This is a genomic window from Paenibacillus sp. p3-SID867 (assembly GCF_025142895.1).
Lineage (GTDB): Bacteria > Bacillota > Bacilli > Paenibacillales > Paenibacillaceae > Paenibacillus_AQ.
In genome coordinates, this window is record NZ_JAMBDM010000004.1 from 1 (window position 1) to 23,282 (window position 23,282).

Sequence of the window (23,282 nt, forward strand, 5' to 3'; positions counted from 1 at the left end):
GGTCAGCAACGCCTGCTGACCTGAGCCGGCCTGTGCGGCACTGCCGGCTGCGCCATTCGCAGCAGCTCCTTGCTGCGGTACCGCAGCGGAGGCCTCCGCGCCAGCAGCCGTAGCAGGCTTAGCGGATGCTGCTTGTTTCCCCGCATCCACCAAGCCTCCGTTACCTGTGCTTAAAACAGACGCTAGCTGCTGCTCCAACGATTGCAGCAGTTGATGAAGCTGGGGTCCGAATACCGCCTGATGCAGTCCCTTCACGCTTTCGGGGGTAATCGGCAGTCCGCGGTGAAACGCGATCGCAGCCGACTCCGCCCATTCCGCCGCGGGAATCTGCGGAGGCTTCACGGCCAATGCCTCACGGAACATGGCGATATTGTCCTTCGTCAGCGGGACTCCCGCGCTCTGCATACCCTTGATCATTTCGCGGTTTTCCTTCGTATCCGGAAGACCGGCAAAATCCAGCACCTCAGCCATGGAAGACGGGGACAGCGGCTGTCCTGGCGTTTGACTAAGCGGCTTGAGAACGGCCGTCCCTCCCTCTCCTGGCGGCTGAACCTGCAGTAGAGCGGTTTCCCCGGCTCGAAGCGGCGTTTCCAGCTTCGCCTTCACTTGAACGCCCTGGATCTGCACCACAGCTTCCTGCCCGTCCTCCGATACGTTCATAACGACACCGCGAACGACCTGACCCGGCTTAAGTTCCAACATCTTGGCGTCTCCCGGCTTCTGCTCACCCAGGAGTCCGCGAATCAACGATCCGATGTTCACGATAGTTCCTCCCACACCTTCTGTATACCTTATATATCGGCAGCAGCCCGCCTTTTGACGAGGGCGGGCTGCATCGAAATCTAGAATAGGGACAATTGCTCAATCTCCATATTTTTCAGAAAACTTCTTCTGTGCATCGCGGTAGGTCCGTGCAGCTGCAGCTGTTCACGGTGAAACTTGGTAGCGTAGCCTTTATGTACGGCAATTCCATATTCCGGATAACGCGTCTCCCATTCCCCTTCGCACAATTTGTCACGAGTCACCTTGGCAATAATGGATGCCGCGGCAATGGACTGACTGTTAGCATCACCTTTGATGATGGCACGCTGGGGAATATCGCATTCCACCTTCTCAGCATCAACAAGCAAAAACTGGGGAGTAACAGCCAATTGCTCGATCGCCATCTTCATGGCAAGCCTTGCGGCTTGTTTGATGTTAATGCGGTCAATCGTTTCCGCGTCCACCAAACCAACGCCGACCGCCAGTGCCTGTTCCATAATGAGGTCATAAAGGGTCTCCCGCTTCTTGGCACTGAGTTTCTTCGAATCGTTGATCCCCTCAATCACTAATCCCTCCGGCAAAATGACCGCTGCTGCGACCACATCGCCGAACAAACAGCCTCGGCCGACCTCGTCGATGCCTGCAATATGTATATAACGGCTCCAATACTCACGCTCGTACATCAATAAATCTGTCATAGGTTTAACCCCTTTGGTTCCGAATTACCGTTTGTTACCTATTCGTGCACACGGTGTATCCTATCTGTTCTATCAATCTAGTAACTCTTCTAGAGTATCATACTCGCCACGGAGCGTCACCCTTTTATCCCGGCCTGCATCCCGGCAGGTATTGGTTCGTGCATCGCCGAACTGTCGGTTATAATCCCACGAAAAAAAGAGCCGCCGGCAACGGCAGCTCTCCCCTTATTCGATTATCGCTCCCTCGGCTTCAGGGCCAAGCCGCCATCGCTGACGATCCGAACCGGCATCAGGCTCATTCATTTCAAGCCCCGAACCGTCAGCCCTTACGGCAATCGCCCGGCCATCGTGCACGGATCGGATGGTTACCGTATCATCTTCCTGACGTTCCACTCGCCATCGCTGATTGTTATAACCGAGATATGTGTATAACTGAATCCGGTTCTGCCCGGTATCTACATCCAAAGCCTTCCCTTCTGGTGTACGAATGGAATACGTATCGTCCTCTCCTGTTGGTACCAATACCCATAACGGGTTCCCCGTACCCGTTGATTCCTTCACGGTAACGGATTCGCCGTTTACGGATTTCTCGGTATAGATTGCCTGGTTCACGGCTTCGTTCGTGAAGCTGGTTTTCGTCAGACGAGCTTCAGACGAATGACGGACGTAGACATTTTGATAGGAAGCTTGTCCGCCGAACACATTGACGCCAAAATGCCCTTCGGCAAATGTCCCGTCCATCACATCGATTACCGTCTTCCCGTCCACGTCGACTTGAATATGCGGACCTTTCGCTTCAATCCTCAGGTGATAGGTTCTTCCTCCTTGGATAAAGCCGGGGACTCTGGCCAGGACTTGACGTTCCTCAAATCGCCCTTCGACCATGTAGAAGAGCCGAATCGCCTTCATACCAGGATCCAGATTCAGATAATATCCGCTTCGTCCGTCCTCGCTTGCCCGAAACAGCATGGACCCGGCACCGCCTGCTTCTCCAAGCCGCATGTCTCCTTCGAACGTGAAGTCTCCTGCCTTCTCTTGCGCCATATAATTGGCATCGCTTGAATGGCTGCCCCGGATTCCATGCTCGGTAAGGACCCACTTCGAGGCCTTGAGATCCGGTTTCCATCCCGTCAGATTCGTTTTGAACGTTCCGCTCGAGACTAACACGCGGGTGCTCGCTGATATTTTTCCGTTTGGGGTTGATGCCGTAATGACGGCTTCTCCCGAATTCAAAGCTTTCAATACGGCATGGGTCTCATCGGATGAAACAATCCGGACCGTATCGGGATGACTGGATGACCATACCAAAGTTTTCTTCCCGTTGCCCTGGACACGATCCACGGCTGCGTACAACGCTTCGGTCTCTCCCTGGGACAGGTCCAGCTCGTATGAATCCAACAGGATTCGGGAAGCAGGTTCCGATAGATCAAGATGCCTCCACACGGAATCCAGCTCATGCACCTGAAGGGATTTCAGCTTCACTTGGCCGCCTTGGGTGTAAAAGCTCAACCCCCGTCTGACCCGATCCGGAAAAATAACGTCCGAGAATACAACGTTTCCGTCATTGCCGAACACCTCGACAGAAGATTCATCGACGTAAATACGCAGCTTGACCACTCCATCTATGGGGTGCAGCAAAGCTTTGTGTTCGGTCGAGAACAGACTGGAGAAATCCGTGGTTCCCGATGCCGAACGGTCAATGAACATGTGATGCGCAGAGTTGTTATAACCAACCACCGTCTGTTGTCCGCCGCCTTCCCGCAGACGGAAGCCGAATTCCAGCTCGCTGCTGTCCGAAGGAATCTCGACTTCCGCCTCGATTTCAAACGCGCCTGCCTGAATTCCCTTTAGAACATTCTGCGAGGTCTCCGTCACTTCCCTGTTGTTCACATGGATTACCGTATTCCGGAGGGTCTCAAGCTCAGAGATTGGAGACTGGTGCAGACGTATCCCCTCACTCGTCGTTCTGAGCGACAGCTCTCTAGGGATGGTCAGTTGCCCCTTCCAGCCTGAAGTTGGAAAACTGAAGGGATAATCCCAGTTCGTCATCCATGCCAGCATGATTCTTCGATTGTCCGGCAAGTCGGAGAAGGACATGGAAGCATAGAATTCCTTGCCCCAATCCGTTCTCAGCACGGTCCCCGCCGTATGATCATTCATAAATTTGCCGTCTGGCGTCACATCGCCGATAAAATATTCCGCATCGGAGCCTTGGGTGTTCGGATTAGCGCCGCTGCTGATCATCAACACCCATTTACGCTGACCGGAGCCGTCCACGGCAAGCTGAAACAGATCCGGACATTCCCACACGCCTCCACGGATATATTCCCCATACCCGAAACGGTCCGTTAAGGTCCAATCGACCAGATTGCCGGAGGTATAGAAGCGGATATGATCTCCTCCTGATACCACCATGATCCAGCGGTTGTTGGCTTCATCCCGAACCACTTTGGGATCGCGAAAATCCCATCCTCCGGGATCCTCGCCCTGTTTGCCCGGGTTCTCGATGAGGATCGGCCGTTCTTTCGAATACGTCCAGGTCCGTCCGTGATCGGTGCTGTAAGCAAGTCCGATCTTCTGATTCCCGCCCGGCCGATCAGGATTGAAGGATGTGTAGTAGGCAATGAGTCCTTTGCCTCCAGAATCCCCGAACAGACCTGAAGCGTTCGTTGTGTCGGCTATGGCGGAACCCGACCAGACATGTCCGAGATCGTTCCAAGGCAGTGCGATCGGCAGCCGGTTCCAATGCACCAGATCCCGGCTGACCGCATGCGCCCACTGGCCTCCGTCCTGATGGAAGAGATGATACTCCCCTTCGAAATAGACCAATCCGTTCGGATCGCTTGCCGAGCCTCGGATTGGGCTATAGTGATACTGCGGGCGGTATTCCTCGGTATAATAATCCGCCATCGGGGTTACGTACACGTCCTGAAAGTAAGCCGTTCCGGACTTTACCTTCATCCCGATCGATCCGCCCGCATAACTTCCGTCGGATATGCGGATCGCAGCCGGTTCGTAACCATCTACAGCGATTTGAATTCTGTCTCCGGAGACGTGGATCTCCACATGATGCGCACTTGTGGGCAGGCTTGGGTATGTACGGCTCGATGCGCCGATCACCTTTCCATCCGAGGTTTCCAGCGTTACCCGGACCTGATTATCCGCTCTCCTGAATATGGCTTCGTATCCCTCCGTTCCTTGGTCGTTCCCTCTCCAATAGAACCCGGCTTCAGCCTCTCCCCCTAAGGTGATATTGCCTTCCAGCACATGATCCGCAGCCGCATTCTTATAGATTCTGTAGGCTTCGAGCCCTTTCGATGCCGATCCCTTAAGCCCTTTGATGTCAGGCTGCCAGTCCCCGCTCGTATTTACCGGTCCGAACAGGTTGCCTTTCCACTCGCTCACCTTGATATTTTGAAACAGGGCGGAACCATCCCACACATGTAGACCCAGGTGTCCTGTGGAATAAGCCGTATCATCGACTTCCATTATCGGTTCATATTGGTTTCCCCAAAATACCTTGATATTGCTGCCTACCACCTTGACCTTTAGGTGAACGATTTCCCCTTGACTCAACGAGAGCGCTTTTTCAACCTTCAATCTTCCGTTCCCTTCGCGGGCATCCTTGAGGCGAACCAAGCCTGCACTGGGTACGATTTGCAGCATATACGATGACCAGCCGTCAACGCTTGAACGAAAGACCAGCGAAGCATCTGCTTGCATATCTGTAATCATCACATCGGCTTCATAGACAAAATCATCTGCTCTGGTTGCGGAGATCGCCGCTGCATTCTCACTTGAATCGGAGCTAAGCCGTAAACCTTCTGCCGTTTGTTCCATATTGCCATTGCCCTTCAACTGCCACCCTTCGAGGTTGGTCTTTACATTGGATGCGCTTTCAAAAATGTCGTTTTCTCCTTTCCCTTTCAAAGCTGCATTCGCTTCTTGGATCGCTGACGCAGCCCATGCCGAATCCGGAATGACGCTTGTCGCCAGCAATAAGGTCATCGTGATCGCAGACATCGTGCGCAGCAACATGGTATGTACATTCTGCGGTAATTTCATATATCCACCTCGTTTCGATTCTTTACCACACGTTATATAGGAAGGAACAGCCCGAACACTCGGGCTGATCTCCTAATGACGAACCTGTTTATGATTGCGAATCTTGCCATGCCCGGATTCCCAGAGCCAATGCGCCGCATAAACCGGACTGGGTGCCTAATACCGGAGGAACTATATAATTCTCGATATCGTGTACAATTTCGTCGGCAAGCACATATCCGTTCAAATTGCGCCTCACCTCTGCACGAATGAGGGAATACAGCTGAGCTTGCTGCATAACCCCGCCGCCCAGTATGATCTTCTCCGGGGAATTCGTCAGGATCAGTCCGGTTATGGATTGCGCTATATAATAGGCTTCGATTTCCCAAGCGGGATGATCGGCCGGCAGCAGATGTCCTTTCAACCCCCATCGGGCTTCAAGCGCCGGCCCTGCTGCCAATCCTTCCAGGCAATCGCCATGATAAGGACAGGCTCCTGCAAAAGCATCTTCGGGATGGCGCTTAACGGGAACATGGCCGCCTTCCGGATGAACCAATCCATGAACCAGTCGTCCTTCGGCATAAAGGCCGAGACCAATACCTGTACCCACCGTATAATAAGCGCAGCTGCTTAGCCCTCTCGCTGCTCCCCAAATCGCTTCTCCCAAAGCAGCTGCATTAACATCCGTATCCCAGCCATAGGGAATGTCCATATGCGACTTCATCTTACCGAGGACATCTGTATGCGACCATCCAGGTTTCGGTGTTGACGTTACATATCCGTATGACGGGCTCTCCGGTTTCAGATCGATGGGGCCAAATGACCCGATGCCAATGGCTTCTACCTCATGATCCTTGAAATAGGAAATGGCTCTGGATAATGTCTCTTCCGGCTGTCCTGTCGGAAAGCTGAAACTGTCCTCGACGATTCCATCTTCACTTCCAATACCGCAAACAAATTTGGTGCCACCCGCTTCCATTGCTCCAATACGCATACTGCCGGATCTCCTTGTGTCTTATCGATTCATATTACTTTAACTGGCCACCAGATGAAGAAACCTCATAGATATGGAGGGATTCTATAACCTTCCGGTTATCATCGGCAAATACGGTTATTCCCATTGAAGCAGCATCAGGATAAATTAAATCCGTGATCACCGCCTGCCCGCGATCCGCGAACAGCTCCACGGACGAACGGTCCACGAAGATCCGCAGTTCCAGCATAGAGCCCGGTGTCTTTAACGGTGCCGCATGCTTGCCGGGGAAATCTTTATGGAAATCCGCTTGCCCTGAACGGCTGCGATCCACGTATACTTCGGCTAACCTTGCATCCCAACCGACCAACGTTTCTTGTCCTAATCCTGCCCTTACTTTCAAACCAAGCGAAGATGTTGGATCAAAGCGGACAAGGATCTCGAAGTTCTCCAGCCTTACAGCCGCTAATCGGACAGCAGCCTCATCCACGGCTATATCACGCAAGGAAAGCACCTCATGACGATACTTCTCGATTTCACGAATCGGCTGCTGCGTTACCATGACCTCACCTTCCAGCATCTCCAGCTTAAGTTCCCGCACCAAGGTCATGGCACCCCTCCAACTATCCGTTGGTGTCAAGTTTGCGTATTTCCAATTGCTCATCCAGCCAATGAACAGCCTTCTGCCATCCGCTGCAGGAATGTCGGACCAGCTTACTCCGGCATAATTGTCCCTGCCGTAATCCAGCCACCGCACATCACCCTTGGAGCGCTTATCCGGAATAAACGCTGTTCCGTCAAAATCTCCAATGAAATATTGCGTTCTGGAGCCCTCGACAAAAGCCGAATCATCGCCAATGCTGACAAGCATAACCCATCGTATTTCATTGTCCTCCGTAGTAAGAGGGAACAGATCGGGGCATTCCCATACTCCATCATGAAATCCGATGCCCTCTCCAAACTCGCTGGCAAATACCCATTCTATTAAATTGGAAGATCGATAGAGACATACCGTCTGTCCGCACGCCACAATCATCACCCACTGCGATGACAGCTCATGCCAGAACACTTTGGGATCCCGAAAATCAATATAGCTGTCATGGCTAAGGACCGGATTTCCTTCATACTTCGTCCAGGTTCTTCCTTCGTCCTTGCTGTACGCCAGACTTTGATACTGAATCATTTGCTGCGCGCCCGGCGCATCATGATGGTGAGTGAAAATCGCCACAAGCCCGGGCCCTTCGTCGAAAAATCCGCTAGAATTGTTCCAGTCCACAACCGCACTGCCCGAAAAAATCGTGCCATGCTCATCGGGCGCTAACGCAATGGGGAGCTCTTCCCAGGAAACCAGATCCTTGCTGACCGCATGTCCCCAGTGCATGGGTCCCCATGTGGTGCCAAATGGATGATGCTGATAAAACAAATGGTATTCCCCATTAAAATAGACCATGCCGTTAGGATCATTCATCCAGTTCTTCTGAGGTGAAAAATGGTAGGCATTTCGATAGTTTTGCTGTTCCGTGTTCGTCATTCGGTGATCTCCTTCATTATCGTTATCATGTGGGTTTACGGCCGTACTTCAACGATATGCATGAGCGGCCGCTGCATTCCACACGGTTACTTCATGTTTCTGTCGTATCCCGTTTGCTTGATCGTCAGCCACTCCTGAAGTCCAAGTCGATCCAATTCCTTCAGGTAAGCATCCCATTCCTGATCTACCTTTCCATTCTGGTACCATTCGGTGCGCATTCTTTCCAGGTAAGGGAACAAGTCCGCTTCGATCGTGGATAAGCGATCCAACTCGTCGATGGAGAAGAACACTTTCGGGTATGTATTCTCCGCTTTCATGTGCGGGACCATGACGTCTTTCATGAGTTTGAGCCTCCACGCCGCATCATCCGGCATCGTGGTGTATTTTCCATAATACTCGTCCAGGATCGCAAGCGGCCCCGCGATGCTTGTTTTTTGCCTAAGCTCTACCGGAGCCGTGCCTTCAAGCGGAAGATGCTTCAGCATCCCTTTGGCTTCATCCAGCTCAAAAATATTCTGCTGCGTATCGTCACCGTAAGTTCCCCAGTTGTTCTGAACCGATTGGAGCGGTTCATACATCGCGTCAATCCATTTGGCCGTTTCCTCCAGCTTCTTGTTGCTGCTGGTAATGACCAATCTTCCCCGGTCAAGACCGATTCCGTTCGTCCTTGTTACATTGATCTCGCCGGTTGGCCCTGCAAGCGGCGGCATCAGATCATACGTTTCGTTCATGCCCGTAATGTTAGCTTTATCCCATGTAAAATACATGCCGTACCGGTGGTCCTTTCCCTTGGCCAGGTAGGTATTCCAATCCTGCTGGAATGCTTCGATGTCGATTAATCCCTCTTCATATAATTCGTGAATGAATGCTATGGCTTCCTTATACCCCTCGTCGGCGGCGGTAAACACGACCTTCCCGTCATCCGTAACGACGGTGTGATCCCAGTTCTCGCCCAAGCCGAATGAAGCAAACAGGAATGTCAGATCCTCACCCCCCGGCTTATTAATGAAGGACAGTGGTATTTCGTCCGCCTGTCCGTTGCCGTTCGGATCTTGGGTTTTGAACGCTTTCAATACAGTTTTTAGCTCTTCCGTGGTGGTTGGCATCTCAAGCCCCAAGGCGTCGAGCCACTCCACGTTAATCCAGGGGAAGTTATCCACCGATTGAATCCGCTCTTTCCCTGAACCCAACTCCTCGATCCATGGAAAAGAATAGATATGTCCATCCGGTGCCGTAATCATGTTGACGTATTCCGGTGCTTCCTCCAGGACTTTTTTTAAATTGGGCATATGCTGTTCGATTAAATCTTCCACGGGGATGATAACTCCGTCCTTTGCCAACTTCAGCAGATCGTAATCTCCGTACCCCGCATCAAAGATGGCGTCGGGCAAATCGCCACTCGCGACGGCCAGATTGCGTTTTTCCGCAAATACATCGCTTGTATAGTTCTTCCACTTGATGTGAATGCCCGTTTTCTCCTCCAGCCGCTTGTTGATCAGCTTCTCGTTAGGATCGGCAGGAGCCAGCGGCGAGCTTTGCGTCAGGACGTTCAGGGTGACCTTACCGTCCGGCGACTCATTTGAGGCTTCCCCGCCCTTGCCGCACCCGGACAAGAGCAGCACGGCTGCCAGAGCTGTCAGAGTTACCGCTTTTTTGCGGTTTTGTTTCTTGAATCCCTTCTTATTCATATCAATGACCTCCCAAATCATGTATTAGGATTACTATGTTGAAGGCGGCCCGCTATTTGAGAGAGCCAACCATAACACCTTTCTCGAAGTACTTTTGGAAGAACGGATACATAATCAATAGCGGAAGGCTGGATATCACGATAGCGGAATATTTAATCATTTCCGAAAGCCGTTTCAGCTCCGCCATCGCAAGCTGGTCGCTGATCATGCCGGGCGCAGCCTGGTTTTGTATCAGAATCGATCTAAGAACGAGCTGCAGCGGGTGCAGTTTGGGATCGTCCAGATAGATCATGGCATCGAAGAATGCGTTCCACTGGCCAACAAAAGCATACAGCGCGAGCACAAAGATAATGGGCTTGGATAGCGGCAGAACGATCCGGACAAAGATCTTCATATCGGAAGCCCCGTCCACATTAGCAGCCTCCTTCAATTCATTCGGCACCCCTTTGAAGAAGGTTCTGGACAAAATGATATTCCACACATTCACCGCACCCGGGATGATCACGGCCCATACCGTATTGAGCATGCCAAGCTCCCTCACGAGCAAGTACGTAGGAATCAGTCCGCCTCCGAAAAAAATGGTGATAATGAACAGCGTCATGAAGAAGTGTCGTCCGGCCAGCCGGTTCTCCGAAAGGGCGTATCCCGCACAGACCGAAACCGTGACCGTAAGAAGTGCAAATGCTGTTGAATAGAACACCGCATTGCCAAATCCGCGAAGCATCGCAGGATTGGACAGGATCATCTGATATCCTTCCAGGCTCCAATCGGAAATTTTAAAAGATAGTCCTTGATTCAGCAGTACGGTGGGATCCATGAACGAAGCAACGACAATGTAAACCAATGGAACGATCACGACCAGTACGGCAAGCGTTAAAAAGATTGCATTTAATGACAACAGAAAGCGGTCGAAGCGTGAATGTTTAACGGCCATGAATATGTCTCCTTTCCTAGTAGAGGCCTTCGCCTCCATTGAGTTTTCGGACAATAAAGTTAACCGTCACGAGCAAAATGACATTGATGATGGAATTGAATAAACCAACCGCTGCCGAGTACGCGTAATCGCCTGACTGTAAGCCGACCTTGTATACATAGGTAGCGATAATTTCAGAAGTGGGAAGATTCATGGAGGTCTGCATCAGATAAGCCTTCTCAAAGCCAATCGACATAATGCCCCCTGCCGCAAGTATGAAGACGATCGCCATAATCGGCCTAATCGTGGGCAGATCGATATTACGGATGCGCTGGAGAAGATTAGCTCCGTCCAGGCTGGCCGCGTTATGCAGCTCCGGGTCCACATTCGCAAGAGCAGCCACATAGATAATGGAGGCCCACCCGGCACTCTGCCATATATCCGATAGGATATAAATCCACCTGAAATATTCCGGCTGCGACATAAACATAAACGGATTTCCCGTCATCCAAATGACCAATTGATTGATCGGCCCCGTTGGCGACAAGAAGATAAACAGCATCCCGACAATCACGACCACCGAGATGAAATTGGGTGCGTACAGGAATAACTGAATATTCTTCTTGACTGCCGCTCTCCGAACCTGGTTTAACATGAGCGCAAGCAGGATCGGCACCGGAAAGCTAAAGATCAGACCAAAAAAACTCAATTTAAGCGTATTCATAAAAATGACGTCAAAATTCGGCGAGGCGATAAACTTTTCAAAATGCTTGAGCCCAACCCACTCGCTGCCCAGAATCCCTTTAATGGGACTGAAATCCTTAAATGCGATAACGGCACCGTACATCGGGACGTATTTGAAAATAAGGGTCAATATAAGCGCTGGAGCTAGCAGTATGTACAGAAAATAGTTTTTCTTGATGAAAGCGAGCATTCGCCCCGCAGAACTCCGTTCTCTGATTATCCCTGCCCCCTGGTTGGCTGGTTCCATTGAATTTTCCAAACCTGTTCCCCCGTTCTTTCTAGAGAAGTTTACATATTGCTTACAGAAAAGGCTTTCATTTTTCACTTATGTTGAATGTCGCTTTTACAATTTATCAAATATTGTAACTTCAGTCAATCGTTTTTGTAAAAATATATTTGTGCAATTGGCAATATACATTGTTCGTTTACTTCATCCATTTGCCATAAACAAGGGTAATCCATGTCGTTCATTACGCAAAATTACGGATTCCCACCATTTCCATCCTTGTTAGATGATGTTTTAACAAATGTAATGGAATAACGAAGTCGATTTCAACTAAATCACGGTTGTTTAAATGTTAAATCGATTGTGCATTTGTAAAGTTGAGGTTGCTATTTTAGCTAATCTATTATACATTTGATTTAAGATATTCAGGTCAATAGCGCCTGGAAGAAACAACGAGACTGGTATGAAGTTGATCATTTGAGGTGAAATCAGATACATGACGAAAGAAAAAGTCACAATTCAAGATATTGCGGATGCACTGGGGATCTCCAGAAATACGGCATCCAAAGCTTTGAACGGCAGCGAAAGTATTCCGGACGAGACGCGCAGCAGGGTTATCAAAAAAGCGATCGAACTGAAATACAAACAATTTGCCTTCATGGAGACGGACAACCTGCTGACTAAAAACCCGGGAAACATCGCTCTTCTTACGGCGAATCTTCCGAGCACCTCCCATTTTGGCTCGCGCTTAATCAGCGGGCTTGAGAAACGAATCAGCGCGGAAGGCTATAACCTGTCCATTCATATTGTCCGGGACATCGATCGAAATTCTCGGACGCTGCCTAACAATTTTGAATCCTCCAAAGTGGATGGAATCATCTGTATTGAGTTATTTGATATGGAATACAGCAAGGAGCTCACAAGCCTCGGCCTTCCTACCGTATTTATCGATTGTGCCGCTGACATGTTCTACCCGGACTTGCAGGCGGATTTACTACTGATGGAGAATGAACACAGCACCTGCCACATGACCAGGCGGCTCATTGAGCAGGGCAACATGTCTTTGGGATTTATCGGGGACATCCATCATTGCAAGAGCTTTAATGAACGCTGGGTGGGGTTTAATCGGGCTTTGACCGAAATGGGGATCCGGCTGGATCTGGAACAATGTGTTCTAAACCCGGACCGTGAGTTTTTCTCCGAGTCCGACTGGATGGAGAAGCGGCTGAAACAGATGAAACAGATGCCGTCCGCTTTTGTATGCGCCAATGATTTTATTGCGGTCAATGTGATGAAAGCCTTGAAGAATAACCATATCGCCATCCCCGGCGACATTGCCGTATGCGGCTTCGATAATGCGCCTGAATCGCGCATCGTTGAACCCCATTTATCAACGGTACATATCTATAGCGATGAAATGGGAATTGCTGCGGCCAACATGCTGTTGTCCCGGGTGAAAGAACCGGCGTTACCCTATCAAGTCACGCATATCCAAACAAAACCGCTCTTCAGGGCATCGACCGAAAAAACAGACTAGGGGATTGCAGAAGGAGAAGGGCTTGAAACTCCATCATGGACTTCCCGCTTACCCACAAGAAAGACGCTGCGATATACTTGCACAGAAGGTCGGAGCACGATGAAAGAACGTTTTTTCTGCCGATAATGTGGTCCTGCTTCCGATGTTTATCCTTTTATTAAAAAAAGAACCGTTCTCCCGGTATTCGGGCAGAACGGTTCTTTCGGGTTGAGCTGGAGTGAGAGGCAGTTCATCCTCCCATTCTCCGTTAACGATTCAATAAGGCGATTCCATGGAATATCGCCCTAGTTTACCTGCGCGAAGCTCACGCAGGAAAATGCTTGAGGCTTTTTCCAGATCGACTCTTCCGCCGCTTACGATACAGCCGCGTTTTTTTCCGATCGCTTCCATGACCGCGACAATTTCATCCGGGTTATCCAGATCCGCGGGGCGCTCCTTAAGATCAAAGCGCTCGCTCATCGATTCCCAATAATAGTTGGAGAAATATTTAATCGCAAAAAAAGCAATATCCTCTACATTCAATATTTCCTCTTTAATGGCGCCGGTGACCGCCAGGCGGTACCCTACATTCTGATCCTCGAACTTTGGCCACAGGATACCGGGTGTATCCAGTAATTCCATCTCACCGCCGGCAACCTTAATCCACTGCTGCCCTTTGGTGACACCCGGACGGTCTCCCGTCTCGGCGATGTTCCGGCCGGCAAGCCGGTTAATCAGCGTGGATTTGCCTACATTCGGAATCCCCACGATCAATACCCGCATAGCTCGCGGGTTCATGCCCTTGGCGATTTGTTTGTCAATCTTCTCTTTCAGCAGCAGCTTGATCTGATTCGGAATATCCTTAACACCTGTCCCCGTGGATGCATCTACAGGGAAGGCGGTTAAGCCGTTTTCTTTGAAATGGGCTTGCCATTGCCTTGTTACCTCAGGATCTGCCAAATCGGCTTTGTTCATAATAATGAGCCTCGGCTTGCCCTGCAAAATCTCGTCAATCATGGGATTTCGGCTTGAGAGCGGAAGCCTCGCATCGATCAGTTCAATTACAGCATCGATCAGCTTCAGCTTCTCCTGAATTTGGCGGCGCGCTTTGGTCATATGTCCGGGAAACCATTGTATTGTCAACGTCGTCACCTCTACTTTGCTCTGCAAACTTTCATCGTTTCTATAGCGCCATGGCTAATGGTTGATGAGCCCTATGTCTTTAATCGGCCAGAAGATCAAGTCTGCTCGCCCGATAATATCCCCCAAAGGAACATATCCTATCATACGGCTGTCCGTGCTGTTGGAGCGGTTATCCCCCATCACAAACACATGGCCCTCTGGCACAACGCCGTCCTGAACGAACGAGTTCGGGAAGTCCGTGTTATTGTATAATCTGTTTTCAGCATGCGCTTGATCAATTGCTTCCTGTATGTAGGTTTCATTCACAGGCTCCCCATTGACAAGCACTTTATCGCCTTCAACTTTAACCGTATCACCAGCAACTGCGATCACGCGTTTAATGAAATCCCTGCCCTCATCAGGAACATGGAACACGATAACTTCTCCACGCTCGGGTTTGCGGATATCATATAAAATCTCGTTGACGATCAGCTTCTGATTGGATACAAAGTTAGGTTCCATGGATGGACCCTGCACAATAAACGGTTTAAAGAGAAGCCAGCGAATGAGAACGACGAGAACCAGAGCAATGAGAAGAGCCTTCAGCCATTCTACAAGCTCGTTCTTAGCCTTTTTGGCCGGTTTCCCCACGTTGGTTTCAATGGCCTCCTGGTGTTGATCTTTCTCCATAACCCACCGTCCTTCCCTATAGATCGCTTTCGCATGATAACGATTTTTGGATATACAAAAGGGGCTTGTATATTCGCACAAGCCCCTTTCTACCGCCTTGTAATTAACGACGAATTTCTTTAATTCTCGCTGCTTTACCGCGCAGTTCACGAAGATAATAAAGCTTCGCACGACGCACTTTACCACGGCGAGCCACTTCGATTTTATCGATTTTAGGCGAGTTGATTGGGAAAGTTCTTTCCACACCAACACCGTAAGAAATTTTACGAACGGTAAAAGTCTCACTGATTCCGCCACCGCGACGTTTAATTACTACACCTTCAAACAACTGGATACGCTCACGAGTTCCCTCGATAACCTTAACGTGTACTTTTAAAGTATCACCAGGACGAAAGCTCGGAATATCTTTACGAAGTTGTTCTTGAGTAATCGCTTGAACGATATTCATCTATGACTCCCTCCTCTCACACAGGTGTTCTTGCATCTTCCGGAAACTTTATGTATTTCCTTCATTATCCGCAGCGGACCACCGTATTCACAACAAAAGAAATAGTAACATATTTTGCTGGCTGAATCAAGTATTTTATCTTTACACCCTCATCTACAAACTCGTTCGACGCTCACGGGTCTTTAAAAAACCACTTCCAGCATGAAAGATCATGCCGGAAGCGGTTAGGCTGAACTTAATTTACGCTTTCTTTCGAATCATGCAGGCCTTTGTGGCGCTTGCCATAGTATTCAAGAATGTCGTCTACCGTTTGGAATTGGACTTCTGTATGGTTTGTTTCTTCTATTTTTGCTTCCTGTTGTTGTCGATGTTCTGTCATCACAAGATGCCTCCCAGTCTCTCAAGTGTTTCTCCAGATACTTATTACCCACCGAAGGAGACGATGCATCAGCCATTTTTAAAAAATGACATTGAAGTATACAACAGACGCTATGAGCCGATTCTAAAGGTAGAAATTCTTGCAGCGGTTTGCGGTGCCGTTATCGATTTAGTGACCGGCGATAAATTATAAAGCTCAACGGTATTACCTGCACTTAAATTGATGACGGCAGAGCCTGAAACTTCGGCGTTGGTTGAATTCGAGTTCATGTTCGCCGTATTCGTAGTATTTCCATTCACAACGATCCCGAATGTGTTCGGAGCTGTCTGACCATTAGCAATAGAAACTTGCCAATTAAAATAGTAAAAGCCTGCTGTCACTATAGTCAGCGTCGTTGTACCATTGAAGGTTACGCCTTGAAGCGTACTGGTTGAGAAAGTAATCGGTGAGTTGATGGCCACATTTTGAGTGGCTCCATTGCTAGCATAGATAACACTTCCACCCACAAGGGTAGTAGAGCCGGTTGGACCCGTCGGGCCTGCCGGACCTGTGGCACCGGTTGCTCCTGTGACCCCTGTTGCTCCGGTGGCTCCCCTTACTCCTGTAGCACCTACTGCACCGGTTGCTCCTGTTGCTCCTGCTACTCCGGTTGCTCCGGTGGCTCCTGTCACGCCTGCAGCTCCCGTTACTCCCGTTGCTCCAGTTACTCCGGTTGCTCCCGTAGCGCCAGTCGAACCTGTTGCTCCTGTTGCTCCTGTCGCTCCTGTAGCTCCTGTGACGCCAGTTTCTCCTGTGGCTCCCGTAGCACCGGTCGGGCCTGTTGCTCCCGTAGCGCCAGTTGCACCAGTCTCTCCAGTGGCTCCTGTCACACCTGTCGCTCCCGTAACTCCTGTTGCACCAGTCTCTCCAGTCGCCCCCGTTGCTCCTGCTATTCCCGTTGCCCCCGTGGCACCTGTTGCTCCCGTGACTCCGGTGGCTCCAGTTGTACCAGCCGGACCTGTAACACCTGTCGATCCGATTGCACCTGTGGCTCCCCTCACGCCAGTTGCACCAGTCTCTCCAGTGGCTCCGATTGCTCCCGTAACACCTGTTGCTCCAGTTACTCCCGTTGGTCCTGTAGCTCCTGTTTCACCAGTTACTCCCGTTGCTCCCGTGACTCCTGTAGCCCCTGTTGCTCCCGTAACACCAGTTTCACCAATTGCGCCCGTTGCTCCAGTTGCTCCGGTTGCCCCTATACCACCAGTTACTCCCGTAGCCCCCGTTACGCCAGGTGCACCAGTCTCCCCAGTCGCCCCCGTTGCTCCGGTTGCACCCGTTGGTCCTGTTGCACCTGTCTCTCCTGCTGCTCCTGTGGCTCCTGTTGCACCAGTTTCTCCTGTTGCTCCGGTGGCTCCGGTGGCTCCTGTTACACCAGTTACACCTGTGGCTCCCGTTACACCTGTGGCTCCAGTTACTCCCGTCGCTCCCGTTTGTCCTGTAGCTCCTGTTTCACCCGTTACTCCCGTTGCTCCTGTTGCCCCAGTGACTCCTGTTTCACCAGTTGCACCAGTTACTCCGGTTGCCCCCGTGGCACCTGCTGCTCCCGTGACACCGGTCGGACCTGTTGCTCCCGTTACACCTGTGGCTCCCGTTGCTCCTGTGACTCCTGTAGCCCCTGTTGCTCCCGTAACACCAGTTTCACCAATTGCGCCCGTTGCTCCAGTTGCTCCTGTGACTCCGGTGGCTCCAGTTGCACCAGTCGCTCCCGTTGGTCCTGTAGCTCCTGTTTCACCAGTTATTCCCGTCGAACCTGTTGCTCCCGTAGCTCCTGTTACTCCGGTGATCCCGGTTGCTCCTGTCACACCTGTCGCTCCCATTACTCCTGTTGCACCGGTCTCTCCAGTGGCTCCTGTTGCTCCGATTGCACCTGTTGCTCCTGTTACCCCAGTTGCTCCTGTTGCTCCCGTTGGTCCTGTCACGCCTGTCGCTCCCGTAACTCCCGTTGCTCCCGTGGCACCTGTTGCCCCCGTTGCTCCCGTGGCACCTGTGGCTCCCGTTACACCCGTCGCTCCCGTTGCTCCGGTTGCCCCTGTACCACCAGTTGCACCAGTTACTCCCGTAGCACCCGTTGCCCCTGCTGCTCCCGTTGGTCCTGTGACTCCGGTGGCTCCCGTAACTCCCGTTGCTCCTGTGGCTCCTGCTGCTCCAGTGGCTCCAGTTGCTCCCGTTGGTCCTGTTTCACCAGTTACTCCCGTCGAACCTGTTGCTCCGGTGGCTCCTGTTACTCCGGTGATCCCGGTTGCTCCTGTAACACCTGTCGCTCCGATTACACCCGTTGCTCCCCTCACTCCAGTTGCTCCAGTTGCTCCTGCTGCTCCGGTGGCTCCTGTTACACCTGTGGCTCCAGTTACTCCGGTCGCTCCAGTTACTCCGGTTTCTCCTGTTGCTCCCGTTGGTCCTGTCACGCCTGTCGCTCCCGTAACACCTGTTGCCCCCGTGGCTCCTGCTGCTCCCGTGACTCCGGTGGCTCCCGTTGCACCAGTCTCTCCAGTTGCTCCGGTTGCCCCTGTACCACCAGTTACACCAGTTACTCCCGTTACACCAGTTTCACCTGTCGCTCCCGTTACTCCTGTTGCTCCCGTGGCTCCTGCTGCTCCGGTGGCTCCTGTGGCTCCTGTTACACCAGTTACTCCAGTCGCTCCAGTTACACCCGTCGCTCCTGTTACTCCTGTTCCCCCAGTTGCTCCTGTTGCACCTGTACCACCAGTTTCACCAGTTACTCCCGTTGCGCCCGTCACGCCAGTTGCTCCCGTAACACCCGTTGCCCCCGTGGCTCCTGCTGCTCCTGTGACCCCGGTTGCCCCGGTTTCTCCAGTTGCTCCCGTTGCCCCTGTCGCTCCCGTGACCCCGGTTACTCCGATTGCTCCCGTAACACCTGTCGCTCCGGTCGCTCCTGTAATCCCGCCAGGCGCCCCCGGTGGTCCTTCCGGACCTATTGGTCCCGTAGCACCCATGGCACCTGTTGGTCCGGTTGCCCCCGGCACTCCAGGCAACCCGGTCGATCCGGTTGCACCAGTCGGTCCAATAGCTCCCGTCGCTCCTGCTTCTCCCGTAGGTCCTGTCGCTCCCGTCACGCCCGGCTGACCGTTACCCGGCACGCTTTCTAAGGTTTCCTGGATTGTGAGACCCTGAACGCTCACAGCGCTCGTCCTTGATACAGCTGCCAGAGATTGAACGGCAGCTTGTTGGACAGTCACTGGAATGTTTGACGTCGATACCGCTCCTGAAAGAGCATTCGTATAATTAGTGAGCTGTTCATTCAAAAGCTCCGGCGAAGCTCCATTCAGAAGCGAAGCTTGAATTCCATCCGCTGCTGCTTGCAGCCTACTTAACTGTGGTCCGGAACTCCCTAAGTTCGCAGCCTGATGGTTGATGCCCTGGAGTACTTCTGCAAGCTGCTGGCGCGACGATGTCCCTGGATTCGTCGCTGCATTCATAATATAAAAAGGCAGATTGTTCATTAAATTGACCAGCGGCACAGCATCCGCACTCGGAAACGCATTCTCCAGCCTAGATTGAATACCTTGTTGTGAAGCCGCGATATCCGTACCAATCTCGCCCCCGACTCCAATTCGTTCTCCATATGATTGAAACAACGTCATGACTTCGTTCAATCTTGTTAAGATGCCTTCCAGATTGTCTGCATTGGAAATCCTTGCAATTTGCTGCACGACCAGCCTAAGCCCCCGCCGTTCTCGCATCGAGAACCTCATTCCCGAAACCAGATCGTTAAGGCTCTGCAATTGTATTTTGATAAGCGTGAAATTCTCGTTAACCGGCTGTTCCACAAACGCGCGTAACAGTGACGTTAATTGACGGATCAATGTAACGAATCGAGTGGCTTGGTTCCTTCCTACACGGATTCGTCCAGGTGTAAGTCCCTGAATGACAGCCTTGCTGTCCCTACGCTTCCTTCTTTCTTGCCTCAATCGATTTCACCCCTTACGATCTCATACATCCGCAAACGCCTATTTATCACACTATTCAATTCATACGAATTTTGTTCTGGTGCAAGCGTGAAACCGGTTCGTTAAAGAAATAAAAAAAGAACAGACCTGTGCTCACAGATCTGTTCTTCGATTGAGCAAAAAAACTTATGAGGATCCCGCTTCTCGCTGTAGCTTGTCTATATACGCTCGATCCTGTTTGGACAATTCCAGCTTGTCTAACAATTCCGGGCGACGCTCCCATGTCCGCTTAAGCGCTTGTTCCCGACGCCACACGTCGATATTCGCATGATGGCCACTTAGCAGGATATCCGGCACTTTCCAGCCGCGAAACTCAGCAGGACGTGTATAGTGCGGATATTCAAGCAAACCTGTGCTGAATGAATCCGTGACCGCCGAGGTTTCATTGCCGAGTACACCCGGAAGTAATCGGACTACAGAATCGATGGCAACCATCGCCGGCAGCTCTCCACCGGTGAGCACATAATCTCCGATGGACAACTCATCGGTAACAAGAAACTCACGAATTCGTTCATCGTAACCTTCGTAATGCCCGCATATAAACACCAGATGGTCTTCCTGTGATAATTCTTCCGCCTTCTTCTGCGTGAAAGTCTCTCCTTGCGGACACATCAGAATGACTCGCGGAGGCTTGGCTGTTCCGGAGACTTCCGCCGGTAACTCCCCTGCAGGATTAGCCACATCATCATGATTCGCGATCTCATTCCCATTGGAAGCAAGAATATCCTCCACCGCAGCAAAAATCGGGTCCGGCTTTAACACCATTCCTCCACCGCCGCCATATGGTGTATCATCGACCTGACCATGCTTGTTTCCCGCATACTGGCGGAAGTTGATGGCATTCAAGCTCACAATTTGTTTTTCGGCCGCTTTCCCCAGAATACTGGAATGAAACACACCATCGAACATCTCGGGGAACAGCGTCAGCACATCAATCCGCATGGACTATAACAACCCTTCCATGAGATGCACGCGGACAAGCTTCGCTTCCTTGTCTACATCAAGTACGACATCCGGTATGGCCGGAAGGAGAATTTCTTTTCCCTGAGGCGTTCTGACAACCCATACATCGTTAGCGCCCGGCGTCAAAATTTCGGAGATCGTGCCGAGCTCCTCGGCAGGGTCTTCATCGGTCATCACCTTGCAGCCAATAATCTCATGGAAGTAGTACTCGTTCTCCGGAAGCACCTCTTGAAGATCTGCTGTGATCTTCAGCAGCGAGCCTTTATATTTCTCGGCATCATTGATGCCATGCAGCTCCTTGAATTTAAGGATGTACATATTTTTATGAAAACGGGATGTATCCACCGTTACTTCAATCTTGCTCCCCTTGTCCGGGACAATATACAACTGGCTCTTGGGAGCAAATCGCTGGTCGGCAAAATCCGTATGCGGCATGACTTTAACTTCCCCACGGATGCCGTGCGTATTCACGATTTTCCCTACAGTAAACAACTTTTCAGACATGGTCTTCCTCCTGCATCACTTAATGAACGTTCACACTAGCATGACCGGCTGATTTCTTCAGCATGTACGAAAAAGGGCTAGGACATGCATCCTAACCCCCTTTCGTATATTTTAAGAAATGATATCAACGGTCACCCGTTTATCCATTTTAACCGCCGCCGATGTTACGACTGTACGCAATGATTTGGCGATACGCCCTTGTTTGCCTATGACCTTCCCGACATCGTCAGGATGCACGTACAGCTCATATACAATCAAGTGCTCCTTCTCAACGGTCTTCACAGTCACATCTTCTGGATGATCCACTAAAGCCTTAGCAATAACGCGAACTAATTCTTCCATAGATAACCCTCGCGATCAGTCTTATTTCTGATGCTTCAGCTCATGAAACTTCTTCATTACGCCCGCTTTGCTAAGCAAGTTGCGAACCGTGTCAGATGCTTGCGCACCATTTTGAAGCCAGTTCAGTGCTTTCTCTTCATCGATCTTAACTTCAGCCGGTTGAGCAACCGGATTGTAATAACCGATTTCCTCGATAAAACGGCCATCACGCGGGGAACGGGAATCAGAAACCACCACGCGGTAGAAAGGAGCCTTGTGAGCACCCATGCGTTTCAGACGAATACGTACTGCCATTTGAAAATTCACCTCCTTCAAAAAATGTCCATTCGATATCACCGTGACTTAACGAAACGGGAATTTCATGCCTTTTCCGCCAGTCAAGCCTTTCAGCTGTTTCATGGCCTTGTTCTTGCCGCCTTTAGGACCCATCATATCCGAGAACTGTTTCATCACTCGGCGCATTTCGTCAAACTGCTTGATGAGCCGGTTCACTTCAGCCAGCGAGGTTCCGCTGCCCGCCGCAATCCGTTTACGACGATTATGATTGATAATGTCAGGCTGCTGCTTCTCCGCTGTTGTCATGGAGTGAACAATAGCCTCAATGCGTCCCATCTGCTTCTCGTCCACCTTGAGATCCTTGGCTTGCTTCATCTTGCCCATGCCGGGAATCATATCCATCAGCTGATCCAGAGGACCGAGCTTCTTGACCTGATCCATCTGCTCCAGGAAATCCTCAAACGTAAATTCGGCATTACGCATTTTACGTTCCATTTCCTTGGCCTTGTCTGCATCAATGTTCGATTGTGCTTTCTCGATAAGCGACAGCATATCGCCCATGCCGAGAATCCGCGATGCCATTCGTTCCGGATGGAACGGTTCGAGCGCATCAATCTTCTCGCCAAGTGCGGCGAATTTGATCGGACATCCGGTAACGGCCTTAACCGAGAGGGCGGCACCGCCTCGGGTATCGCCGTCCAGCTTCGTCAGTACAACGCCCGTGAGCGTCAATTGCTGATTGAAGCTTTCCGCGACATTCACCGCATCCTGACCTGTCATCGCATCAACGACAAGCAGGACTTCATCAGGATTCACTACGCTGTGAATCTGCTTCAATTCTTCCATCAGCTCTTCATCGACATGAAGACGGCCGGCGGTATCGATAATGACATAATCGTGACCGTTATCTTTGGCATGCTGGAGGCCCTGTTTTGCGATTTCAACCGGGCTTGTCTTGTCTCCTAGCGAGAACACCGGTACGTTGATCTGACTGCCGAGTACTTCGAGCTGTTTGATCGCCGCTGGACGATAAATATCGCCGGCAACGAGCAGCGGTCGGCTGTTCTGCTTCTGAAGCAGCTTGGCCAGCTTACCCGAAGTCGTTGTCTTACCGGCACCTTGCAAACCGGCCATCATAATAACTGTTGGCGGCTTGTTGCTCTTCGCCAGTTTGGCTTGGCTTCCTCCCATCAACTCCGTCAGTTCTTTATTAACGATGTCAATGATCACCATGCCGGGCGTAAAGCTGTCCATCACTTCCTTGCCGATGGCCTTCTCTTTTACTTTGGATACGAAATCCTTAACCACTTTGAAGTTAACGTCGGCTTCGAGAAGCGCGAGTCTGACTTCACGCATGGCGGCTGTTACATCTTCCTCGGACACCTTGCCTTTACCACGAAGCTTGCTGAACACATTCTGTAGTCTGCTGGTCAATCCTTCAAACGCCATATCCGCC

The 23,282-nt window shown here is 51.1% G+C and carries 18 protein-coding genes and 1 pseudogene; 1 reads left to right on the forward strand and 18 read right to left on the reverse strand.

Features of this window, described 5'->3' with window-relative positions:
* The 8 genes and pseudogenes from M4D81_RS08935 to M4D81_RS08970 form a co-directional block, all read right to left on the reverse strand.
* Positions 1-762 (reverse strand): annotated as a pseudogene (locus M4D81_RS08935) (hypothetical protein); the annotation flags it as partial.
* An 80-nt stretch (positions 763-842) separates the two neighbouring features.
* Positions 843-1,460 carry a ribonuclease HII gene (locus M4D81_RS08940; RefSeq protein ID WP_074961831.1) on the reverse strand — a complete coding sequence of 206 codons (618 nt, stop codon included), beginning with the start codon at positions 1,458-1,460 and terminating at the stop codon, positions 843-845.
* A gap of 225 nt (positions 1,461-1,685) precedes the next feature.
* Positions 1,686-5,525: a GH32 C-terminal domain-containing protein gene (locus M4D81_RS08945; protein WP_260065752.1), complete on the reverse strand. Its 3,840-nt coding sequence runs from the start codon at positions 5,523-5,525 to the stop codon at positions 1,686-1,688.
* Between the two features lie 88 nt (positions 5,526-5,613).
* Positions 5,614-6,498: an ROK family protein gene (locus M4D81_RS08950; protein WP_260065754.1), complete on the reverse strand. Its 885-nt coding sequence runs from the start codon at positions 6,496-6,498 to the stop codon at positions 5,614-5,616.
* 34 nt (positions 6,499-6,532) lie between these two features.
* The gene (locus tag M4D81_RS08955) at positions 6,533-8,008 is read right to left on the reverse strand and encodes a glycoside hydrolase family 32 protein (RefSeq protein ID WP_260065756.1); all 1,476 of its coding nucleotides are present in this window, start codon (positions 8,006-8,008) and stop codon (positions 6,533-6,535) included.
* Positions 8,009-8,094: 86 nt separating this feature from the next.
* Positions 8,095-9,696, reverse strand: a complete 1,602-nt coding sequence (locus M4D81_RS08960) for an ABC transporter substrate-binding protein (RefSeq protein WP_260065758.1) — start codon at positions 9,694-9,696, stop codon at positions 8,095-8,097.
* Positions 9,697-9,748: 52 nt separating this feature from the next.
* Positions 9,749-10,630, reverse strand: a complete 882-nt coding sequence (locus tag M4D81_RS08965; protein WP_220684582.1) for a carbohydrate ABC transporter permease — start codon at positions 10,628-10,630, stop codon at positions 9,749-9,751.
* A 16-nt stretch (positions 10,631-10,646) separates the two neighbouring features.
* Positions 10,647-11,543 (reverse strand): ABC transporter permease, encoded by an 897-nt coding sequence (locus M4D81_RS08970; protein ID WP_260066382.1) that lies wholly within the window; start codon positions 11,541-11,543, stop codon positions 10,647-10,649.
* Positions 11,544-12,075: 532 nt separating this feature from the next.
* Here M4D81_RS08970 and M4D81_RS08975 point away from each other — a divergent pair.
* Positions 12,076-13,116: a LacI family DNA-binding transcriptional regulator gene (locus M4D81_RS08975; protein WP_071220058.1), complete on the forward strand. Its 1,041-nt coding sequence runs from the start codon at positions 12,076-12,078 to the stop codon at positions 13,114-13,116.
* A 255-nt stretch (positions 13,117-13,371) separates the two neighbouring features.
* Here M4D81_RS08975 and ylqF read toward each other — a convergent pair whose 3' ends face one another.
* From ylqF to ffh, 10 genes are all read right to left on the reverse strand, one after another.
* Positions 13,372-14,238, reverse strand: coding sequence for a ribosome biogenesis GTPase YlqF (ylqF, locus tag M4D81_RS08980; RefSeq protein WP_260065760.1), 867 nt, complete (start codon positions 14,236-14,238; stop codon positions 13,372-13,374).
* A 54-nt stretch (positions 14,239-14,292) separates the two neighbouring features.
* Complete coding sequence (gene lepB / locus M4D81_RS08985; RefSeq protein ID WP_036663956.1) at positions 14,293-14,907, reverse strand: signal peptidase I; 615 nt, start codon at positions 14,905-14,907, stop codon at positions 14,293-14,295.
* Between the two features lie 103 nt (positions 14,908-15,010).
* Positions 15,011-15,355 carry a 50S ribosomal protein L19 gene (gene rplS, locus M4D81_RS08990; RefSeq protein ID WP_015736355.1) on the reverse strand — a complete coding sequence of 115 codons (345 nt, stop codon included), beginning with the start codon at positions 15,353-15,355 and terminating at the stop codon, positions 15,011-15,013.
* Positions 15,356-15,590: 235 nt separating this feature from the next.
* Positions 15,591-15,734 (reverse strand): hypothetical protein, encoded by a 144-nt coding sequence (locus M4D81_RS08995; protein WP_162939111.1) that lies wholly within the window; start codon positions 15,732-15,734, stop codon positions 15,591-15,593.
* Between the two features lie 110 nt (positions 15,735-15,844).
* Complete coding sequence (locus tag M4D81_RS09000) at positions 15,845-19,702, reverse strand: collagen-like repeat preface domain-containing protein (protein WP_260065761.1); 3,858 nt, start codon at positions 19,700-19,702, stop codon at positions 15,845-15,847.
* Positions 19,703-19,867: 165 nt separating this feature from the next.
* Positions 19,868-20,683, reverse strand: coding sequence for a tRNA (guanosine(37)-N1)-methyltransferase TrmD (gene trmD / locus M4D81_RS09005; protein WP_260065763.1), 816 nt, complete (start codon positions 20,681-20,683; stop codon positions 19,868-19,870).
* A gap of 3 nt (positions 20,684-20,686) precedes the next feature.
* Positions 20,687-21,208, reverse strand: coding sequence for a ribosome maturation factor RimM (gene rimM / locus M4D81_RS09010; protein WP_260065765.1), 522 nt, complete (start codon positions 21,206-21,208; stop codon positions 20,687-20,689).
* 111 nt (positions 21,209-21,319) lie between these two features.
* Positions 21,320-21,550 (reverse strand): KH domain-containing protein, encoded by a 231-nt coding sequence (locus tag M4D81_RS09015; RefSeq protein ID WP_006211360.1) that lies wholly within the window; start codon positions 21,548-21,550, stop codon positions 21,320-21,322.
* A 21-nt stretch (positions 21,551-21,571) separates the two neighbouring features.
* Positions 21,572-21,844: a 30S ribosomal protein S16 gene (gene rpsP, locus M4D81_RS09020; RefSeq protein ID WP_006211361.1), complete on the reverse strand. Its 273-nt coding sequence runs from the start codon at positions 21,842-21,844 to the stop codon at positions 21,572-21,574.
* 48 nt (positions 21,845-21,892) lie between these two features.
* Complete coding sequence (gene ffh, locus M4D81_RS09025; protein ID WP_071220054.1) at positions 21,893-23,275, reverse strand: signal recognition particle protein; 1,383 nt, start codon at positions 23,273-23,275, stop codon at positions 21,893-21,895.
* Positions 23,276-23,282 lie beyond the last annotated feature (7 nt).